Annotated in this window: 17 protein-coding genes; 10 read left to right on the forward strand and 7 right to left on the reverse strand. The window is 62.8% G+C overall.

Going from position 1 to position 19276, the window contains the following annotated elements; genetic code table 11:
• Positions 1-24: 24 nt before the first annotated feature.
• The 4 genes from ABIB57_RS02080 (at position 25) to ABIB57_RS02095 (ending at position 4817) form a co-directional block, all read left to right on the forward strand.
• Positions 25-840, forward strand: coding sequence for a hypothetical protein (locus ABIB57_RS02080; protein WP_354038181.1), 816 nt, complete (start codon positions 25-27; stop codon positions 838-840).
• Between the two features lie 169 nt (positions 841-1009).
• Positions 1010-2869, forward strand: coding sequence for an ABC-F family ATP-binding cassette domain-containing protein (locus ABIB57_RS02085; RefSeq protein ID WP_354038182.1), 1860 nt, complete (start codon positions 1010-1012; stop codon positions 2867-2869).
• 140 nt (positions 2870-3009) lie between these two features.
• On the forward strand, positions 3010-3903 hold the full coding sequence (locus ABIB57_RS02090; protein ID WP_354038183.1) for a DUF4344 domain-containing metallopeptidase: 894 nt from the start codon (positions 3010-3012) through the stop codon (positions 3901-3903).
• A gap of 41 nt (positions 3904-3944) precedes the next feature.
• Positions 3945-4817 carry a DUF4344 domain-containing metallopeptidase gene (locus ABIB57_RS02095; RefSeq protein ID WP_354038184.1) on the forward strand — a complete coding sequence of 291 codons (873 nt, stop codon included), beginning with the start codon at positions 3945-3947 and terminating at the stop codon, positions 4815-4817.
• A 13-nt stretch (positions 4818-4830) separates the two neighbouring features.
• Here the strand turns inward: ABIB57_RS02095 and ABIB57_RS02100 are convergent, their stop codons facing one another.
• Positions 4831-5277, reverse strand: a complete 447-nt coding sequence (locus ABIB57_RS02100) for a DNA polymerase III subunit chi (protein WP_354038185.1) — start codon at positions 5275-5277, stop codon at positions 4831-4833.
• Positions 5278-5493: 216 nt separating this feature from the next.
• A complete protein-coding gene (locus ABIB57_RS02105) occupies positions 5494-6984 on the reverse strand; it encodes a leucyl aminopeptidase (protein WP_354038186.1) in 1491 nt (496 codons plus the stop codon).
• Positions 6985-7168: 184 nt separating this feature from the next.
• On the opposite strand from ABIB57_RS02105, the gene ABIB57_RS02110 reads away from it, so the two are divergent.
• From ABIB57_RS02110 to rsmA, 6 genes are all read left to right on the forward strand, one after another.
• Positions 7169-8242: an LptF/LptG family permease gene (locus tag ABIB57_RS02110; protein ID WP_354038187.1), complete on the forward strand. Its 1074-nt coding sequence runs from the start codon at positions 7169-7171 to the stop codon at positions 8240-8242.
• Positions 8239-9309: an LptF/LptG family permease gene (locus ABIB57_RS02115; protein WP_354038188.1), complete on the forward strand. Its 1071-nt coding sequence runs from the start codon at positions 8239-8241 to the stop codon at positions 9307-9309. Before ABIB57_RS02110 ends, ABIB57_RS02115 begins: the two co-directional genes overlap by 4 nt.
• Positions 9306-11606: an LPS-assembly protein LptD gene (locus ABIB57_RS02120; protein ID WP_354038189.1), complete on the forward strand. Its 2301-nt coding sequence runs from the start codon at positions 9306-9308 to the stop codon at positions 11604-11606. Before ABIB57_RS02115 ends, ABIB57_RS02120 begins: the two co-directional genes overlap by 4 nt.
• 71 nt (positions 11607-11677) lie before the next feature.
• The gene (locus tag ABIB57_RS02125; RefSeq protein ID WP_354038190.1) at positions 11678-12592 is read left to right on the forward strand and encodes a peptidylprolyl isomerase; all 915 of its coding nucleotides are present in this window, start codon (positions 11678-11680) and stop codon (positions 12590-12592) included.
• A 49-nt stretch (positions 12593-12641) separates the two neighbouring features.
• Positions 12642-13649 carry a 4-hydroxythreonine-4-phosphate dehydrogenase PdxA gene (gene pdxA, locus ABIB57_RS02130; protein WP_354038191.1) on the forward strand — a complete coding sequence of 336 codons (1008 nt, stop codon included), beginning with the start codon at positions 12642-12644 and terminating at the stop codon, positions 13647-13649.
• Positions 13646-14494: a 16S rRNA (adenine(1518)-N(6)/adenine(1519)-N(6))-dimethyltransferase RsmA gene (rsmA, locus tag ABIB57_RS02135; protein WP_354038192.1), complete on the forward strand. Its 849-nt coding sequence runs from the start codon at positions 13646-13648 to the stop codon at positions 14492-14494. The genes pdxA and rsmA overlap by 4 nt, the downstream gene beginning before the upstream one ends.
• Before the next feature lie 149 nt (positions 14495-14643).
• On the opposite strand, the gene gmk is transcribed toward rsmA, so the two are convergent.
• The 5 genes from gmk to fabG all read right to left on the reverse strand — a co-directional run bounded on the left by gmk (position 14644) and on the right by fabG (position 19256).
• Positions 14644-15285 (reverse strand): guanylate kinase, encoded by a 642-nt coding sequence (gmk, locus tag ABIB57_RS02140; RefSeq protein ID WP_354038193.1) that lies wholly within the window; start codon positions 15283-15285, stop codon positions 14644-14646.
• A 129-nt stretch (positions 15286-15414) separates the two neighbouring features.
• Entirely contained in the window at positions 15415-16530 is a 1116-nt protein-coding gene (gene mltG, locus ABIB57_RS02145; RefSeq protein ID WP_354038194.1) for an endolytic transglycosylase MltG, read from the reverse strand.
• Positions 16531-16784: 254 nt separating this feature from the next.
• A complete protein-coding gene (gene fabF / locus ABIB57_RS02150; protein WP_354038746.1) occupies positions 16785-18047 on the reverse strand; it encodes a beta-ketoacyl-ACP synthase II in 1263 nt (420 codons plus the stop codon).
• A 37-nt stretch (positions 18048-18084) separates the two neighbouring features.
• Positions 18085-18321 (reverse strand): acyl carrier protein, encoded by a 237-nt coding sequence (locus ABIB57_RS02155; RefSeq protein WP_035100440.1) that lies wholly within the window; start codon positions 18319-18321, stop codon positions 18085-18087.
• Between the two features lie 197 nt (positions 18322-18518).
• On the reverse strand, positions 18519-19256 hold the full coding sequence (gene fabG / locus ABIB57_RS02160; RefSeq protein WP_354038195.1) for a 3-oxoacyl-[acyl-carrier-protein] reductase: 738 nt from the start codon (positions 19254-19256) through the stop codon (positions 18519-18521).
• Between the last annotated feature and the right edge of the window lie 20 nt (positions 19257-19276).

The raw sequence follows: 19276 nt of genomic DNA on the forward strand, positions 1-19276 counted from the left end.
CGGTTTCCAATCATCGAGTCTTTCATGAGCGATATTTCAAACGCCTTCCCGACGCGGCCCCTGCTGGTGGCGAAAAGTGGCATCGGGTCGGCAAAGGCCACCGTGGTGCTGGCGCTGTTCATGTTTGCGCTGGTTGTCGGCGGGGCCATTTGGGTCGGGCCCAATCTGGTGCGCGACTTCATTATCCAGGCCGATCCGGTGGAAGTGCCCGAGGCCGATATTCGCAATGGCGAGTGCTCGACCTATCGCGGCTTCATGGAAAGCTGCGGCGCCGATATTTCCTATGACATCAAGGGCAAGCACGTCGAGGCGTCGCTGCATTATCTGTTCCTCGATCCGTCCAATGGGGACTATCAGGTCAGCGTCATCCGCTCGGCCAGCCATCCGAGCATGGCCACGCTCAGCCTCGGGCTCGACATGTTGTGGAATCGCACCATCGTGGCGGCGGCCATCGGCGCCGGCTTCCTGGCATTGGGGCTAGGGCTGTTGAACAAGGCGCGGCGAGATTCTCGTTTTGTGCGGACGCTGAGGGAGCCGGTGCAACTGGTGCCGGTGCCGGCGACAGTGGCCATCACGCGCAAGCTGTTCTTCGGGCTGATGGGCACGACCTACACGGCCAAATACACGCTGGACGGCAAGAAGTATCAAGACGCCCATAGTGGGTTTAAACGGGGCGAGCGGCCGTTTGTGCTGGGTACGGACGGCAAGAAGAGTGTGTTGCTGGGCGCGGTGCCCCGGCAGGGCGGGATGATGATCCTGCTGGATGCGGCGCTGGAGCGGATCGAGTTTACCGACGCGGAGCGTCAAGCGTTGGGCGCGGCGGTGGCTGCAGGCGCCTGACCAACAAATACCGGCGCGGTGATCCCGCGCCGGTCAGACCAAGAGGCAGCCATGTGCGGCGGGCGGTTGCCAAGGGCGCGCTGAAACTCTATCCAGCACGGTAATTCGCGAGCACGCGCGCTTTTTCGCTGCGGCTTCACCAATTTCCTCGTTTTCAGATCGTCTCGCCATGCTGACCATCAATAATCTCATCTATCGCATCCAGGGCCGCGAGCTGTTCGATGGCGCGTCGGTGACGCTGCCGACCGGCTCCAAGACCGGCTTCGTGGGCAAGAACGGCACGGGCAAGACCACGCTGTTCCACCTGATCCAGAACCATCTGGCACCCGACGCGGGCAGTATCGAGCTGGTCAAGAAGGCGCGCATCGGCGCGGTGGCGCAGGAAGCGCCGGCCGGCAATGAGAGCGTGCTGGAAGTGGTGATGGCCGCCGACAAGGAGCGCACCGCGTTGATGGCGGAGGCCGAGACGGCGACCGATCCGGAGCGGATCGGCGAAATCTATATGCGGCTGGCCGATATCGATGCGCATACCGCCGAAGCGCGGGCGTCGACGATTTTGAAGGGTCTTGGCTTCGAGCATGACCGGCAGAACGGGCCAACCCATGAGCTATCGGGCGGCTGGCGCATGCGCGTGGCGCTGGCGGGCGTGCTGTTCAGCCAGCCGGACCTGCTGCTGCTCGACGAGCCGACCAACTATCTCGATCTGGAAGGCACGCTGTGGCTGGAGAAGTATCTCGCCACCTATCCCTATACCGTGTTCATGATCAGCCATGACCGCGACCTGCTGAACAAGTCGGTCAACTCGATCATCCATCTCGAGCACAAGCAACTGACCTTCTACAAAGGCAATTACGACACCTTCGAATCCACCCGCCGCATGCAGATGGAGCTGAACAACAAGAGCCGCGAGAAATCGCTGGATCAAGTTGCGCATATGCAGAAGTTCGTGGACCGGTTCCGCGCTTCGGCCACCAAGGCCAAGCAGGCTCAGGCGCGCATCAAGATGATCGAAAAGCTGAAGCCGCCGGCGGCGATGTTCGACGAATATTCGGCGCCCTTCACCTTCCAGCAGCCCAAGGCGGAAGCGGCGACGCCGATGATCTCGCTGGATGGCGTGTCGGCCGGCTATGGCGACAAGACCATTTTGCGCAATATCAACATGCGCATCGATCCCGAGGACCGGATCGCGCTGATCGGGGTCAACGGCAACGGTAAATCGACTTTCGCCAAGCTGTTGGCAGGTGATATCAAGCCGTTGGGCGGGACGTTCAACAAGGGCAAGAAGCTGGAGATTGCGCACTTTGCGCAGCACCAGATGGACAAGCTCAAGCCGGAATGGACGCCGTTCGAGCACATTATCGAACTGATGCCGACGGACCCGGAAAGCAAGCGCCGGTCGCGGTTGAGCCAGATGGGGCTGACCAAGTCGCGCATGGATACGCCGGCCAAGAACCTCAGCGGTGGCGAGCGGGCGCGGCTGCTGATGGGGCTGATCACGTTCGGCGGGCCGGGGATGATGATCCTCGACGAGCCGACCAACCATCTCGATATCGATAGCCGCGATGCCTTGGTGCATGCGCTCAACGAGTATGAAGGCGCGGTGCTGATCATCAGCCACGATCGCCATCTGGTGGAAGCCACCTGCGATACGCTGTGGATCGCCGAGGGCGGCACGATCAAGGTGCTGGACGAGGATCTGGACAGCTATCAGCGCAGCATCGTGGGCGGCAAGGAGCCCAAGGGCAGCAAGGAAGACCGCAAGGCCGCCAAGCAGGAGGCCGCGGCCAAGCGCGAGGCGATCGCGCCGATCAAGGCCAGCATCAAAGACACTGAAACCAAGATTGCGCGCCTGAAGGTGGAAATCGGGAAGATCCAGAACCAGTTGGACGATCCCAAGATTTACAACGGGCCGGCCGACCGGCTGATCGCGCTGGGCAAGGACAAGGCACGGTTTGGCGCTGACCTCGACACGACCGAAGAGCAGTGGCTGGCGCTGAGCGCTGAGCTGGAGAGTGCCGAGAACGCCTGACGCAACGGGCCGCACGGGACGCTGTTCCGTGCGGACTAGTCTTGGCGAGAGGAGCGATTAACTTGGCGGCGTGACGTGAGTTGACACGAACGCCCCGTTGCACTTTGGTGGTCCCGGCTACTCCGGCTGAAAGTCAGTACATGCGCGCGTCACGCATCCGCCTGGTCCTCGTTCTCCTCGCGGTTATTCTGGGCGCTGGTTCTGTAGCTGCACAGCCGACGAGCAAGGCGCAACGCGCCACGATCAACCGTTTTGCCGCCAATAACAGCCTGTTCGTGCTGTATCACGAGATCGGGCACATGCTGGTGCATCAGCTCAACCTGCCGGTGCTGGGCAAGGAAGAGGACGCGGCAGACAACATGGCGACCTGGACGCTGCTGCGCAAAGGCACGCCGGAGGCCGACCAGGCGCTGGCGGACGCGGCTTATGGCTGGCTGCTATCGGGCCAGGCCTATAACGACACGATCAAAGACGAGGACCTGTACGGCAACCATAGCCTCGACCGGCAAAGGGCGTTCCAGATCGTCTGTCTGATGGTGGGCAGCAATGAATCGGCGTTCCGGCCGATCGCCAATGAATATGCCATCGACAGCGATCGGCAGGGCAGTTGCGCGGACGATTATTACACCGTCAACCGGAGTCTCGAGGGCCTGCTCGGCTCGCGCGCGGGCAAGAACGGCCATGGCACCAAGGTCACCGTGACTTATCACGATGCCGGCGGACAGTTGAAAAAGGCGGCCGATGCCTTTCGCGCCAGCGGCGTGTTCGACCAGGTGGCCGAGGAAGTGCGCGCCAATTACAGCATTTCCACTCCGCTCAAGTTCAATGCGGAGCGCTGTGGCGAGGCGAACGCGTTCTACGATCCGGACAATGACGAAGTCATCTTCTGTTACGAGCTGATGCAGGACTATATCGACCTGTATTCGGCCGATATTCCGGCCAGCGACGTTTCGGCCGAACCGCGCGCCACGGGCACGGGCAAATCCAAGAACGCCCCGACATCGACCGGCACGAGCGTATCGCAGAAGAATTAGATTTCCGCGCTATGCGGGCCAGAAATACGGGGACTCCAGGAATGAAATTTACACGCGCCGCCGCGGCGGCATTGATTTGCTGCGGGTTGCTGGGCACGTCCGCGTTCGCGCAGGATGACGAGCAGGTCGCGGCCGACGCCATGGATTTTGCCATGCATGACGCCGAATACACGATGTATCACGAGATCGGGCATCTGCTGGTCAATGAGCTGGACTTGCCGGTGCTGGGCAAGGAAGAGGACGCGGCCGATGCGCTGGCCGTCATCCTGATGCTCAACGACACCGCGGACCTCGATGAGTCGGCGAACGCCTTGATCGACAGCGCGGATGGCTGGTATTTCAACGCCGTCAAAGCCGATCGGGCGACGGTGGAAGACCTGTCCTATTACGACTCGCATAGCCTGGATATCCAGCGCGCCTATGCCATGGTCTGCATGATGGTGGGCGCCAAGCCCGAGGACTACAAGGAAACGGCCGACGCCTATGACATGGACGCCGATGGGCAGGCGGAGTGTTCGTACACCTATTCGGATGCGGAGCGGGCCTGGAACAAGCTGCTGGAGCCGTTCCTGGCCACCGAAGGCCATACGGGTGAGGCGATAACGGTGGTTTATGAGGACGCGGCGCCGGGCTTCGAGCAATACAAGGACGAATTGCAGTCGCGCGCCATTTTGGACAATGCAGCGGCGCTGGTGTCGGCCAAGTTCGTATTGCCGCGGCCGATCACGTTCCTCGGCACGCAGTGCGATACCGCCAATGCCTGGTACAGCAATAGCGATGCGCAGATCACCTATTGCTATACGCTGACCGGCGACATGCACGACCTCTACGTCAATGACATCATCGGCTCGGGCGACGAAGGCACGAGCGAGGAGGACACGGGCGAGTCGGATGGCGCCGAGGAGTCCGAATAGGCGCCGGCGCGGCTCAGGCCTTTTTCACCCAGCGGCCGTCGGGTTCCTGCTGCCAGTAGGTCAGGGTATTGCCAGCAAGCAGGTTGCGCCAGGCGATGCGGGCTTCGCTGACGGCATCTGGATCGTGGCCGGAGAACATGTAGACGATGCGCTGGTAGCCCTCGGCGGTCTGGGGCACGGCGCGATCGATAAAGAAGCGGACGGCGGCGCCGTTGGGATTGTCGTTGGCGGTGGTGATGAGGATGGGCTGGAGCGCGTCGGTGTCCTCCCCGGCCAGGCCATGGGCGAGGAAGCTGTCGTCGCGATAGGTCCATAGATGGGCATCGAGCGCTTCGGCGCGCTCGGTGCTGCCGACTTCGATCACGGCACGCCAGCCGCGCTCCAGGGTCTTCTCCAGCAATTGCGGGATGACTGCCTCAAGGGGGCGCTGTTCGAGGTGGTAGAAGAGAACGTCGGGCATTGGTTTGCCTTCATTATTAAGGTGTTGCCATTCCGTTGGAGTGGCTCCTCCCCCTTCAAGGGGGAGGTTGGGTGGGGGATCGCGAGTATCGAAACGGCAGGAAGGACCCCCGCCTTGATCCTCCCCCTGGAAGGGGGAGGCGACGACTGACGCATCTGGCCCTTCATTAAAGCAGGGTGAAGAAACCGACTGCCGACAACAGCAACAGACCCAAACCTAGCCCTGATAATAGTCCCTGACCAGCCGATCGAGAAGCGCGACGCCGTAGCCGGAGGCCCAGGAGGTGTTGATTTCGGTGGCGCTGGTGCCGAAGGCGGTGCCGGCGATATCGAGGTGGGCCCAGGGCACGCCGTTGACGAAGCGCTGCAGGAACTGGGCGGCGAGGATGGAGCCACCGGCGCGGCCGGCGGAATTCTTGATATCGGCGAAGCGCGACTCGATGATCTTGTCGTAGGCCGGCCCGAGCGGCATGCGCCAGAGCTTCTCGTTGGCGGCGAGGCCGGCATTGAGGAGTTGGGCGGAGAGCTCGTCATTGTTGGAGAAGAGGCCGCCATGATCATGGCCGAGGGCGACGATGATGGCGCCGGTCAGGGTGGCGAGGTTGATCATGAATTTGGGCTTGAAGCGGTCCTGCGTGTACCAGAGCGCGTCGGCCAGCACGAGGCGGCCTTCGGCATCGGTGTTGTTGACCTCGATGGTGGTGCCGCTCATCGCCTTGACGATATCGCCCGGACGCACGGCGTTGGCATCGACCGAGTTCTCGACCACACCGATGACGCCGATGGCGTTGACCGGGGCCTTGCGGGTGGCCAGAGCCAGCATCAGGCCAGTGACGGCTGCGGCGCCACCCATGTCGCCCTTCATGTCCTCCATCGAGGCGGCGGGCTTGATAGAAATGCCGCCCGTATCGAAGACGACGCCCTTGCCGACAAAGGCAATCGGCTGCACGCCGGACTTGCCGCCGAGCCAGCGCATGACCACGAGGCGCGCCGGGCGGGACGAGCCTTGCGCGACGCACAGCAGCGAATTCATGCCGAGGCGCGCCATTTCCTCGGGCTCGAGGATTTCGACCTCGACGCCGAGCTTGGCGAGTTCGCCCGCCTTGGCGGCGAATTCGAGCGGGCCGAGCACATTGGCGGGTTCGTTGATCAGGTCGCGGGCCAGCAGCGTGCCCTCGACGGTGGCGGCGCGGTCGGCAATGGCGGCATCGACCGCGGGCTGGTCATTGACCACGAGGGTGATGGTCAGGGTTGCGGGGGCGTCATCGGGCTTGGCGGTTTTGTATTTGTCGAATTTGTAATGGCGGAGGCGCAGACCCGCGGCCAGTTCGGCCACGGCGGCCGGCGTCGCCTCGGGGCCATCGAGAATCACCGCGACGGTTTCGGCGCGCATCGGGCCGAGCTTGCCGAGCAGCGAGCCGCCGCGATCGGTCCAGGCATTGAGGGCAGCCCCCTCCCCCGCCTTGCCGGTGCCGAGCACCAGGAGGCGTGACGCGGCAACGCCATTGGGCGCCAAGAGGTCCAGCACCTGGCCCTGGCGGCCCTTGAAACCGGCGGTATTGGACACCGCCTGCCAATCCAGCCCCGTCGCAGCCCAGATTTCCGCGCCGGCGCCCGCAGGCGGAGTGCCTTCGGCGGCGTAGATGACGGTCAGGGCTGCGCCCGCAGCCGACTGGGCGGCGGTGTGGATAATCAGATTTTGGGACATGCAATGGGCCTTCTTGGGCAGTCTTCAGGTGGCTTGGGCAGGGTGTTCAGGATTGTTGGCTTTGCCGGCCGCGTCAATCCCGCAACACGGCAAAGGCAAATCCGCGCAGGCGTCGACATGTCCTTGTTTGAGACGGCGAACTGGCCGAATGATGGCAGGTCATATTGGGTACCATAGCGAGCACATGAGGCGACTGACCCGCTATCTGGCAAGATTGTTTGCCGTCGATGCACTGATCCTGTTTGCGGTCGTGTGTGGCCTGCTGTGGATGGTCAACTGCCTGCGCTCGTTCGACGTGGTTTCGGTCAAGGGCCAGGGCGTGCTGACGCTGGCCTATCAGGGCCTGCTGACCATGCCGCCGTTGGCGCTGGTGTTTTTCTACGTGTGTGTCGGCATCGGCATGGCGCGGGCCCTGCAGGCGCTGAAGACCAATCACGAATTGCACATTATCCACACCACCGACGGATTGCGCAGCCTGTTTGGCGCGACCGCGACGGTGGCGGCGATCGGCGTGCTGTGCGTGCTGCTATTGTCGAATTTCCTCGATCCGTGGGCCACGCGGGGCCTGAACCAGTTGACCGCAAGCGTGGCGGCGGACCTAGTGAGCTCGACGCTCAAGCCAAAGCGCTTCACCCAGGTGACGCCGGGCGTGGTGCTGCTGATCGGCGGGCGTTCCGGCGAGGGCGAGATCACCGAGTTTTTCGCCGACGACCGGCGCGACCCAGCCGTGCGGCGCACCTATATCGCCAAATCCGCGCGGATTTCGAGCGACGGTAAAAACTATGTGCTCGAGCTGCATGACGGGACATTGCAATATTCCGAGCACGTCGGCCGGTTCTCGGAAATCTCGTTCGCGCGCTATGACCTGAGCGTGGACCAATTGTCCCAGCCGCTGGCGCAGCCGGACCCGCTGGCGGAGCGCGACAGCCTGCAACTGGTCAGCGATGCGTTGGCGACCGGCGACTGGCCGGAGCCGGTCGTCGACAGGTTGCTCAAGCGGATGAACGAAGCCCTCAGCGTTATCGGCATCTGCATGCTGGTGCTGGCGCTTTCGGGTTTTCCGAGCGGACGACGAGGCGGGCGGATCGCGGTGCCGATGGAAGTGGCGGTCTTGCTGCTGGCTTTCGCGGAACGCGGGGTCAGTTCCTACAGTCCGCTCGGGCCGGCAACCGGGGCGCTGCTGATGATGGGGGCTGCGGCGATCATCATCTTCGTACGCGCCCGTCCGCGCCGCGTCCAATACGCGGTGATGGCATGACCAGAATCGACTGGCTGGTGCTGAAGCGGGTGATGAGCCGGATCGCGGTGACGCTGATCGTGTTCTACGGAATCATTGCGCTGGTGGAATCGCTGGATACCTGGCGCTTCAACTTCATCGCCCAAAACAGCGGCGTCGGCATGGCGATCCTCAGCGTGGTGGCCAGCGGCATGCGCTGGACCATTAAGACACTGCCGGTGACGGTTTTGATGGGGGCGATTCTCGGCCTTATCGACCTCAAGGCCAAGCATGAGCTGACCATCATCAAGGCCAGCGGGATATCGATATGGCGGGTGGTTCGCGCGCCAACCGTGGCGCTGCTGATCGCCAGTTTCGGTATTGCGCTGGGGGTGGAGACGGCCAGCACGCTGGTGGTGCGGGAGTTGGTACCCACACCACCGGGCGAAGCGGCGCTGTTGACGCCGCCGGGCGAAATCTGGCTGGAGCAGCGCAGCGGCGATCAGCATTACGTGATGATGGCGACCGGCATGCAGACGGGTGGCGCCGTGCTGGGCGGGGTGACGGTGTTTCAAATCGGCGGCACCACCGGGCGCCGGATCGAGGCCGAACAAGCGATCCTCAAGCCGGGGCACTGGGTGCTGCCGGTAGCGATTTTCCGTAGCCCGGATGCGCCGGCGCGCATGGTGGAAAACTATGAACTGTCGACCTCATCGACCGCCGCGGAACTGGATCTGCGCCTGTCCTCGACGGAAGACATGACGTTTTTTGAACTGGCGGCGCTGTTGAAGGCGGGCGTTTCGGACAATGCCATCAAGTCTGCGGCGACGATGCGGCTGATCAAGCTGCTGGCCATGCCGCTTGTACTAACCGGTTCGCTGTTCATTGCATTTGCATTTACCGCAGGTTATCGAAGGTCCGATAAATATGGTCGGGCGGTCCTCTATGGGATCGTGCTGGGTTTTGTCGTGTTTGTGATTACCGAGATGGCTGACCGGGCTGGGTCTGCTGGCGTTCTCGATCCGACATTCGCGGCAATCGGACCTGCATTTGTGGCCATCGTCATCGGCGTGACGGTGCTGCTCTACAAAGAAGACGGGCGTACGTGAGTAAACGGGGCTGGGCAAGCATCAAGAGTACGTTGCGCCTGGCCGTTGCCAGTGCCGTGGCGCTGTGCATGCTTGGCAGCGTCGCCATGGCGCAACTGGTGCCCACCGACTTTTTCAATACGCCGGTCGACCCCAAGGCGCCAACCTCGGTGGAAGCTGACGACCTGCAGGTCGACGCGCCTACCAGCATCATCACCGCCACGGGCGATGTGGTGCTGGGCTATGGCGGCTACGTCATCAAGGGGCAGAAGCTGGTGTTCAACCGCAGCACCCAGGACTCCCACTTCATCGGCGCGGTAACGATCACCGACCCTTCCGGCAACGTGCTGGAAACCGAGGATTTCGAGGTCAAGGACGGGATGAAGCGCGCGCTGGTCAGCGCCATGACCATCACGACGTATGACGGCGCGCGGATTACCGCGGACAGCACCGATTACGACAAGGCCCTGCAGACGCTGCTGGAAAACGCGACCTATTCGCCGTGCGGCGATTGTATCGATGAGCAGGGGCGGCGGATCGGCTGGTCGATGAAGGCCAAGCGGATTACCTACAATGCCAAGGACGGCTCGCTGGCGATGGAGCAGCCGAGCCTGGCGCTGCTGGGTTTCCCGGTGGCCTGGCTGCCCTACCTGTGGCTGCCGGACACCAGCCAGTCGGCTTTGTCCAACGTGCGCTCGCCGACGGTGGATTACAGCGAGCAAATCGGCGTCAAGCTGGCCGTGCCGATCAATGCCTATTCGAGCAAATATACCGACGTCATCCTGACCCCTACCCTGCTCAGCCGGCAGGGTCTGCTGCTGGACGCCGAATGGGTGCAGCGGTTCGAGGCCGGTTCGTTCCGGATCAAGGGATCGGGGTTGTATCAGCTCGATCCGACGGCATTCACCTTTACGTCGTCGCAGCGCGAGTGGCGCGGGGCGATCCAGACGTCGGGCAATTTCGTGCCGGCAAAGGACTGGAAGGCAGGCTGGTCTTACACGGCATTCAGCGACTTCGCGTATTTTGAGGACTACCGGATTTCGACGGCCGAATCCTCGGTCAACGAGGCCTATGCCACCCATCTGACGGACGACACCTATTTCGATGCGCGCCTGCAGCAGTTCAATGTGCTGGGGCAAGTCACGCGGGATTCGCAGGATCTGCAGGGCAACGCGCTGCCCAAGGTGCGGTTCGAGCAGATGCTGGAACTGGCCCCGGGCATGGGCCGGGTGGAGATCACAGGGCGGTTGCTGGGCGTGCGGCGGGAGTCGGACTACAATACCAGCGCCAATGGCGTGCCCTATCAGTTCGGTTATGCGGGCAACAAGAACCATGCCGTGTTTCAGGCGGGTTGGCAGAACCAGTATATCGGCGGCGGCGGGTTCGTGGCGACGCCGTATCTGGGCGGACGGCTCGACATTGCCAATTACGACAGTGCAAGCGCCATCGGTCCGGCCGACGCGACGCTGTGGAGCGCCACGCCGATCGCCGCCATGGATGTGCGGTTCCCGCTTTCGGGCAGCGATGGCTCGACGGTGCATCTGGTGGAGCCGATCGTTCAGGTCGTCTATCGCGGCACGGATAGCGGGCTGCCGGGGATCACCAACGACGATTCCCAGAGTTTCGTTTTCGATGATACGAACCTGTTCAGCTATAACCGGTTTTCGGGCACGGACCGGCAGGAGACCGGGCTGCGCGCCAATATCGGGGGGCGCTATCAGGCCAATTTCGCCAATGGCAGCTATGTCGAGCTCGTCGCCGGGCAGTCGTTCCAACTGGCTGGGGCCAATGCCTATTCGCTGAGCGACCCGACGCTGGTCGGTGTCGGCTCGGGGCTGGATGTATCGCCATCCTATGCGGTGCTCGGGGCCTATGGGTCGTTCATCGAGGGGGTTACGGTTGGAGGCAAGGTGCAGGCCGATACGGGCGAAGGCCGCGTGACCCGCGCCGAGGCAGGCGCGGACTATACCAATTCGGGTTATTCAGCCGGGGTGAAATATGCCTATATCGCGGCCAATCCGGCGCTGGGTGTGCTGATCGACCAGCAGCAGATCGGCGCTTATGCGGGCGTGCCCGTGGCCGACTACTGGACGATCACGGGCAATGCCTATTGGGACATTACCTCAAACCAGTTCCTGCAGGTCGGCGCTGGGCTCACCTACGATGACGGTTATCTGGTCATCGGCGGCTCGGCGACGCGGACTGGACCAACGCATACGTCACCGGACGACACGCGCTTTACCGCCACCTTCCGCCTGAAGGCGCCTGCCGGGCTGGACCTGGGCTATTCCGGCGCTGTCGCCGCGCCCGGATTTTAGCCGCAATTTTTCGGCAATTGACAGGGCGGGTTTCCCACCGCATTGAGAGTGGAACGACAATGGACAGGCGGATGACGATGATGGCGAACAGTGTTTTGGGGCGCGCAGCTGGCGCCATGATCCTGGGACTGCTGGTCACCATGGCAACGGCAATGCCGTCGTTCGCGGCGGTTATCGTCACGGTCAACGGAACGCCCATCACCGACACGCAGGTGTCGCAGCGCGTCAAGCTATTCTCGATGGAAGGCAACCGGACGGGCCAGCGTGGCGCAACCGACCAGTTGATCGACGAAGCCCTGCAGATGAGCGAAGCCAAGCGGCTCGGCATCACCGTCTCCAACGCACAGATCGACAGCGCGCTGCAGGACGTGGCGCGCAACGTCAAGTTGAGCAAGGACAAGCTGGTTCAAATGCTGGAAGGCAATGGCGTCGGCATGGACACGCTGCGCGACCGGCTGCGGGCGGCAATCGCCTGGGGCGCGATCACCGACGCGGCCATCACGCCCACCGTGCGGGTTTCGGACCTGGACCTCGACCAGCAGGCTCAGAGCAAACTCGCGGACTACCAGAAGTTCGACTACATCCTCAAGGAAGTCATTTTCGTTGCGCCCGGTGGCCAGGGCGCGGGCGCCCGCACCGCGCAGGCCAACCGCTATCGCAGCGCGTTCGCCGGCTGCGATAGCGCGGTGGACCTGTCGCTGAAGTATACCGATGTCGCGGTGATCGATGTCGGCCGCCGCAATGCGACCCAGTTGCCGGAAGCCGTGGCCAAGGAACTGGCCGGGCTCAATGTCGGCGGCATCGGCAAGCCGCGTACCACCGATACCGGCGTGTCTATGCTGGCGATCTGCCAGAAGACGCAGGCCGAGGACCTGACCTTCATCAAGGGCCAGATGCAGCAGGAAGCCGGCGGCGCTGCCCTGAGCGGCAAGGTCACCGAATACCTGGCCAATCTGCGCAAGCAGGCCAAGATCATCTATAACTGATCGACCGGCGCGTCCGGCAAGGGCGCCACCGACACCCATGAGGGCCGAATTGGACAAGCCGCTGGCCATCAGCATGGGCGAACCTGCGGGCGTGGGGCCGGACCTGATCCTGCAGCTTTATGCGCGGCGCGCCGAATTGGCGCTGCCAGCCTTTTGCGTTTTCGGGCAGGTGGATTTCCTGAGCGCCCGGGCGCAGCGGCTTGGCCTCGATATCGCCATGGCAGCAACGAGCGCCCAAGAGGCCGGCTCGATCTTTGCGACCGCCCTGCCCGTGGTGACGATCGAAGGATTGCTGCCAGACCATCCGGGCCAGGTCAGCCCAGTGTCTGCCGGTGCGGTGATCGGCTCGATCGAGGCGGCGGTGGCGGCGACACTGACCGGCGTGTGCCGTGGCCTCGTGACCTCGCCGATCCATAAGGGCGCGCTTTATCATGCCGGGTTCAAGCATCCCGGCCACACAGAATTTCTGGCTGAACTGTGCGCGCAGGGCGGCAAGGCGCGGCTGCCGGTGATGATGCTGGCGCATGGCGGGCTGCGGGCGGTTCCGGTGACCATCCATGTGCCGATCAAAGATGTGCCGGGCCTGCTGACGCGCGAATTGATCGTAGAGACGGTGCGGGTGTTGGCCTATGACCTGAAGCTGCGCTTCGGGATTGCCGAGCCCAGGATCGCGGTGGCGGGGCTTAATCCGCATGCGGGCGAAGGCGGCGCTATTGGGCGCGAGGATCTGGAGATCGTCGGGCCGGCCGTAGCGCAATTGCAGTTCGAGGGAATTGCGGTGACCGGCCCCCTGCCCGCCGATACGCTGTTCTATCCGGCCTATTGGGCGAAGTATGACGCGGTGGTGGCGATGTATCACGACCAGGCGTTGATCCCGATCAAGACCGTGGCTTTCGAGGAGGCCGTCAATGTCACGCTGGGGCTGCCAATCGTGCGCACCTCGCCCGATCATGGCACGGCGTTCGACCTGGCGGGCACCGGCAGGGCCTCGCCGCGCAGCTTCATCGCTGCAATCCAGATGGCCGACGCGATGACGCGCAACCAGGCAGAAGCATGAGCCAGATCGACGATTTGCCGCCGCTCCGTGAAGTCATCGCCGAGCATGGCCTGCGCGCGAAAAAGGAGCTGGGACAGAATTTCCTGCTCGATATGAATTTGACGGCGCGTATCGCCCGGGTCAGCGGGCCGCTGGAGGGCGTGCGAGTTATCGAGGTGGGTCCGGGGCCCGGCGGGCTGACACGGGCACTGCTGGCCGAGGGGGCGCGCGAAGTTATCGCCATCGAACGCGATCCGCGGTGCCTGCCGGCGCTGGCGCAGATTGCCGAGGCTTATCCGGGGCGGCTGACGGTCATTTCGGGCGATGCGCTGGAGACCGATTATCGGCTGCTGGCCGATGGGCCGACGCGGATCATCGCCAACCTGCCCTATAATATCGCCACCCCCCTGCTCACCGGTTGGCTGACCACCGATCCATGGCCGGCCTGGTTCGAAAGCCTGACGCTGATGTTCCAGCGCGAAGTGGCTGAGCGGATTTGCGCCAAGGCCAATGACGATGCCTATGGGCGGCTGGGCGTGCTGGCGGGCTGGCGTACTGACGCAAGGATCGCGTTCAATGTCGGGCGGCAGGCGTTTACGCCACCGCCGAACGTGACCTCGGCCGTGGTGCATCTGGTGCCCAAGGCGGTTGCCGGCGACGTGGCGGTGAAGGACCTGGAGCAAATCACCCGCGCGGCCTTTGGGCAGCGGCGCAAGATGGTGCGGCAGAGCTTGAAAGCCACTGGCGTGCCCGTGGAGGGGTTGTTGGCCGTGGCCGGGCTCAAGGGCGACGAGCGGGCCGAGGAATTGCCGGTGGAGGCGTTTTTGCAGATGGCGAAGGCGTTGCCGGAGTTGAGGCGGGCGTAGCTGCGAGCACGGCGTCTGACCTGCTTCTACCCTTCCCAGGGCGGCTGAGTGGTAGTTCGATATAGCCAGTTGCCCAAAAGGCCCCCACCTTGATCCTCCCCCTGAAGGGGGAGGTGTCGACTGAATGCGCGGTGGAAACTAAGGGGCGGTTAGAGCGCGTCGATCTGGTTCTGCAGGTCTTTGACGAAGTGGTCGAGCTGGGTCAGGCGCGGGCGGGCCAGGCGGGCGGCGGCGAGGATGGAGCGGACCTTCTGGGTCGAGGCTTCGAGATCGTCGTTGATGATGATGTAGTCGTATTCGTTATAGTGCTGCATTTCGAGCTTGGCATTGCGCAGGCGCTTTTCGATGGTGCCGGCGCTGTCCTGGGCGCGGCGCTCGAGGCGGGCGCGCAGCTCCTTGATGGTGGGTGGCAGGATGAACACCGTCACCATGTCCGAGCGGCTGCGCTCGTAGAGCTGCAGCGTGCCCTGATAGTCGATATCGAACAGGATATCGTTGCCGGCAGCCAGTTGCTCTTCCACCTTGGCGCGGGGGGTACCGTAATAATTGTCGTGCACCTTGGCCGATTCCAGCAGCTCGCCTTCGGCCTTCATGCGATCGAAGGTAGGGACATCGACGAAGTAGTAGTGCGTCCCCTCAACCTCGTCGGTGCGGCGCGCGCGGGTGGTGACGGACACCGACAGGCGGATATTGGGGTCCTGCCCGAACAGCGAGCGTGAAATGGACGATTTGCCAGCGCCCGAAGGCGAGGCAATCACCAGCATGACGCCACGGCGTTGAGATTCGATCACGACACGACCTTATTGGAAATTCCGATTTGTGCGGCGTAGTTGCGCGATCGCGGTGACATGGTCAAGACGCTCCTTGCTTGTTCGCGTTTCCGAACCCGAAAACCGCATCGCACTTTTCCTGGAAACGCTCTATTGAGGCGCCGTTTCGGTAGCGCCCGCGGCCTCGCTGGCCTCCAGCGCGGCCTTGGCCGCTTCGGCATCGGTCGCGGCCTGTTCGCGCTCGATGGCGCGGAACTTGGCGACGTTGGCCTGGTGCTCCTTATAGGTCGCGGCGAAGACATGGCCCTGGTCGGGGGTAGCGCCCTTGGCGACGAAATAGAGATATTCGTGGCTATCGGGATTGGCGACGGCCTTGAGCGCGTCGATGCCGGGATTGGCGATCGGCGTCGGCGGCAGGCCGTCGATCTGGTAGGTGTTGTAGGGCGTTTTCGCCTCGATCTCGGAGCGCTTCAGGCCACGGCCCAGGACCGACTGGCCCTTGGTGATGCCATAGATGATGGTCGGATCGGACTGCAGGCGCATGCTCTGCTTGAGGCGATTGACGAAGACGGCGGCCACCTGCGGGCGCTCGGAAGCGACGCCGGTTTCCTTTTCGACGATCGAGGCCAGGACCAGGAGTTGTTCGGGCGTCTGGAGCGGCAGGTCGGGGTTGCGGCCTTCCCACACGGAGGCCAGCTCGGTCTTCATCGCCGCTTCCATGGCGTCGAGGACCGATTGGCGACTATCGCCGGGATTATACTGGTAGGTGTTGGGCAGGATCGAGCCTTCCGGCGGCAGGACGGTGATTTCGCCGATGAGGTTTTTGTCCTCGTTGAGGCGCTCAACCACCTGAAAGGAGGTGAAGCCTTCGGGCACCGTCACGGCGTAGAGAATCGCCTTGCCGCGCAGCAGCTCGTTGAGAATGTCGGACATGCTGGCATCGGCGGGAATACGGTATTCACCGGGCTTCAGCGTGCCTTGGGTATTGGACAGGAACCGCCGGCCGAAGTCGAAAATGTAGCGATTGGAAATCAGCTTGAGGCTTTCCATGCGCTCTGCCACCGAACCCAACGTGTCGCCACTTTGGACCACGAAAGTGGTCTCCGGCGGGGTTGAGCTCTTGCCATAATACTGGGACGCCACAAACACCACGCTGCCCACGACGAGCAGCATGCCCATAATAGCCAAGGTCAGGAAGCCGTTAAGGACTTCGATGAAACCGTTGCGGCGGCGGGGCCGCGAACGCTTGGCCTTGCGATCATTCATTGCTGCGTCACCCCAAAAGCCCGATCATTACTGCGTCGGGTCTTTTCATCGTATTGGCGCCAAATCATGGCAAGGCCGGGCGCATTCTTCTCACGGCTCCAAGCAAAGACAAGCGGAAACACTGTCAAGCCAGAGCATGTGAACCAGAAAGAAGCCCCCTCACCCGGCGCCACGCCATTCGAGCCTAGCTCTTCATGGCCTTCTCGCCTCAAATCGCTCCACCGGAGCGATTTGCCCTACGGGACAGCTCGAAGTCAGGCGACCTTGCGCATGACCAGGGTCGCATTGGTGCCGCCAAAGCCGAAGGAATTGGACAGCGCGACGTTGATTTCCTTCTTGAGCGCCGTGTGGGGCACAAGATTGATCGCGGTCTCGACGGAGGGATTGTCGAGATTGATGGTGGGCGGGGCGATATTGTCGCGCATGGCCAGCAGCGAGAAGATCGCTTCGACCGAGCCGGCAGCACCGAGCAGGTGGCCGATCGCCGACTTTGTCGAGCTCATAGCCACCTTGGAGGCCGATGCCCCCAGCATGCGGGTGACCGAGCCAAGCTCGATTTCGTCGCCGAGCGGCGTCGAGGTGCCGTGGGCGTTGATGTAATCGATCTCGGACGGGTCGATGCCGGCGCGCTTGATGGCGGCCTGCATGCAGCGGAAGCTGCCATCGCCATCGGGAGATGGCGCGGTAATGTGATAGGCATCGCCGGAGAGGCCGTAGCCGATGATTTCGCCGTAGATCTTGGCGCCGCGGGCCTTGGCCCGCTCATAGTCTTCGAGCACCACGATACCGGCGCCCTCGCCCATGACAAAGCCGTCGCGGTCCTTGTCGTAGGGACGCGAGGCCCTTTCGGGGGCATCGTTGAAATTGGTGGAGAGAGCGCGCGCCGAGGCGAAACCGGCGAGCGCCAGCCGATTGATGCAGCTTTCGGCACCGCCGGCGATCATGACGTCGGCATCGCCAAACGCGATCAGGCGCGAGGCATCGCCAATGGCGTGGGCGCCGGTGGAGCAGGCCGTGACAACGGAATGATTGGGGCCCTTGAGCCCGAACCGGATGGAAACGTAACCGGAGGCCAGATTGATCAGCCGGCCGGGAATGAAGAAGGGGCTGATGCGGCGCGGGCCCTTTTCGTGCAGCACGATGGAGGCATCGTAGATGCCGCTGATGCCGCCTATGCCCGAGCCGATCAGAACGCCCGTGCGCTCCTGGTCTTCCTGGGTCTTGGGCTCGACACCCGCATCCTGGATGGCCTGGGTAGCGGCTGCCATGGCATAGACGATGAAGGGATCAACTTTACGCTGATCCTTCACGTCCATCCATTCGTCCGGATTGTATGCACCGTCCGCATAATCGCCCAGCGGAAGCTGGGCGGCGATCTGGCAGGCTATGTCATCGACCTGGAAATTCTCGATACGCCCGGCACCGGATTTACCGGCGAGAATATTGGCCCAGGTCGTCTCGACACCACACCCTAGAGGGGTAACGAGACCGATACCGGTGACGACGACACGGCGCAATTCCATGATCAATGGGCCCCAGGCTTAGAGCCGTTTCTTAGCCGACGGCTTTGGTCAGAAACGAGACGGCGTCGCCAAAAGTCTGGATCGACTCGGCAGCGTCGTCAGGAATTTCGACCGAGAATTCTTCTTCGAACGCCATAACCAGTTCAACCTGGTCAAGGGAATCGGCGCCCAGATCATCGATAAAGCTGGCCTTCTCGACAACCTTCTCGGCATCCACATTGAGGTGTTCCACAACGATCTTGCGGACCCGATCAGCGACATCGCTCATATTGACTTCCCTTTTCGAAATCGAGGTTTCGTTTCGCTTCTTATTGGCGTGGCGCCAAATCTTCAAGCGCCGTGTTGGCTTGCACCCCCGCAATCTATGGGGCGCGGTTCGGGCTCGCAAGGTCGACCAATGCTCCGTACACAGACAGATGCGCCCGTTCGATCAAGCAATTACCCGCGTTATCAGTAGTTTGGCTATCAGATCATAGCCATCCCGCCATTGACGTTGAGGGTGTGGCCCGTGATGTAGGCCGCCGCGTCGCTGGCAAGGAATACTGCACAACCCGCCACCTCCTGGGCGGTTCCGAGGCGGCCTTCCGGAATAGTGGACAGGATGGATTCGCGCTGTTTGTCGTTCAGTTCGTCGGTCATGGCCGACGCGATGAAGCCCGGCGCGATCGAATTGACGGTGATGCCGCGCGAGGCGACTTCGTGGGCCAAGGCCTTGTTCATGCCGATCAGGCCGGCCTTGGAGGCGGCATAATTGCCCTGCCCCGGATTGCCCATGACGCCCGAAACCGACGAGATGCCGATGATGCGGCCATGACGCTGCTTCATCATTCCGCGCAAAACCGAGCGGGTGAGGTGAAAGGCGGCGGTGAGGTTGACCGCGATAACGTCGTCCCACTCTTCGTCCTTCATGCGCATGAAGAGATTGTCGCGGGTCATGCCGGCATTGTTGACGAGGATATCGAGGCCACCCAGAGCGGCTTCGGCAGCAGGAACCAGGCGATCCACCTCATCGAGGTTGGAGAGATTGCAGGGGAGAATCGGGCAATCGGCGCCGATTTCCCGGGCGGTATCCTCCAGTGCCCCAACGCGGGTTCCGCTGAGGGCGACCCGGGCGCCAGCGGCAGCCAGAGCCTTGGCGATCTCGCGGCCAATGCCGCCACTGGCGCCGGTGACGAGGGCGCGTTTTCCAGTCAAATCAAACATTTAAGCGTCCTCGGCGAGAA

This window comes from Devosia sp. UYZn731 (assembly GCF_040546795.1).
Classification (GTDB): domain Bacteria; phylum Pseudomonadota; class Alphaproteobacteria; order Rhizobiales; family Devosiaceae; genus Devosia.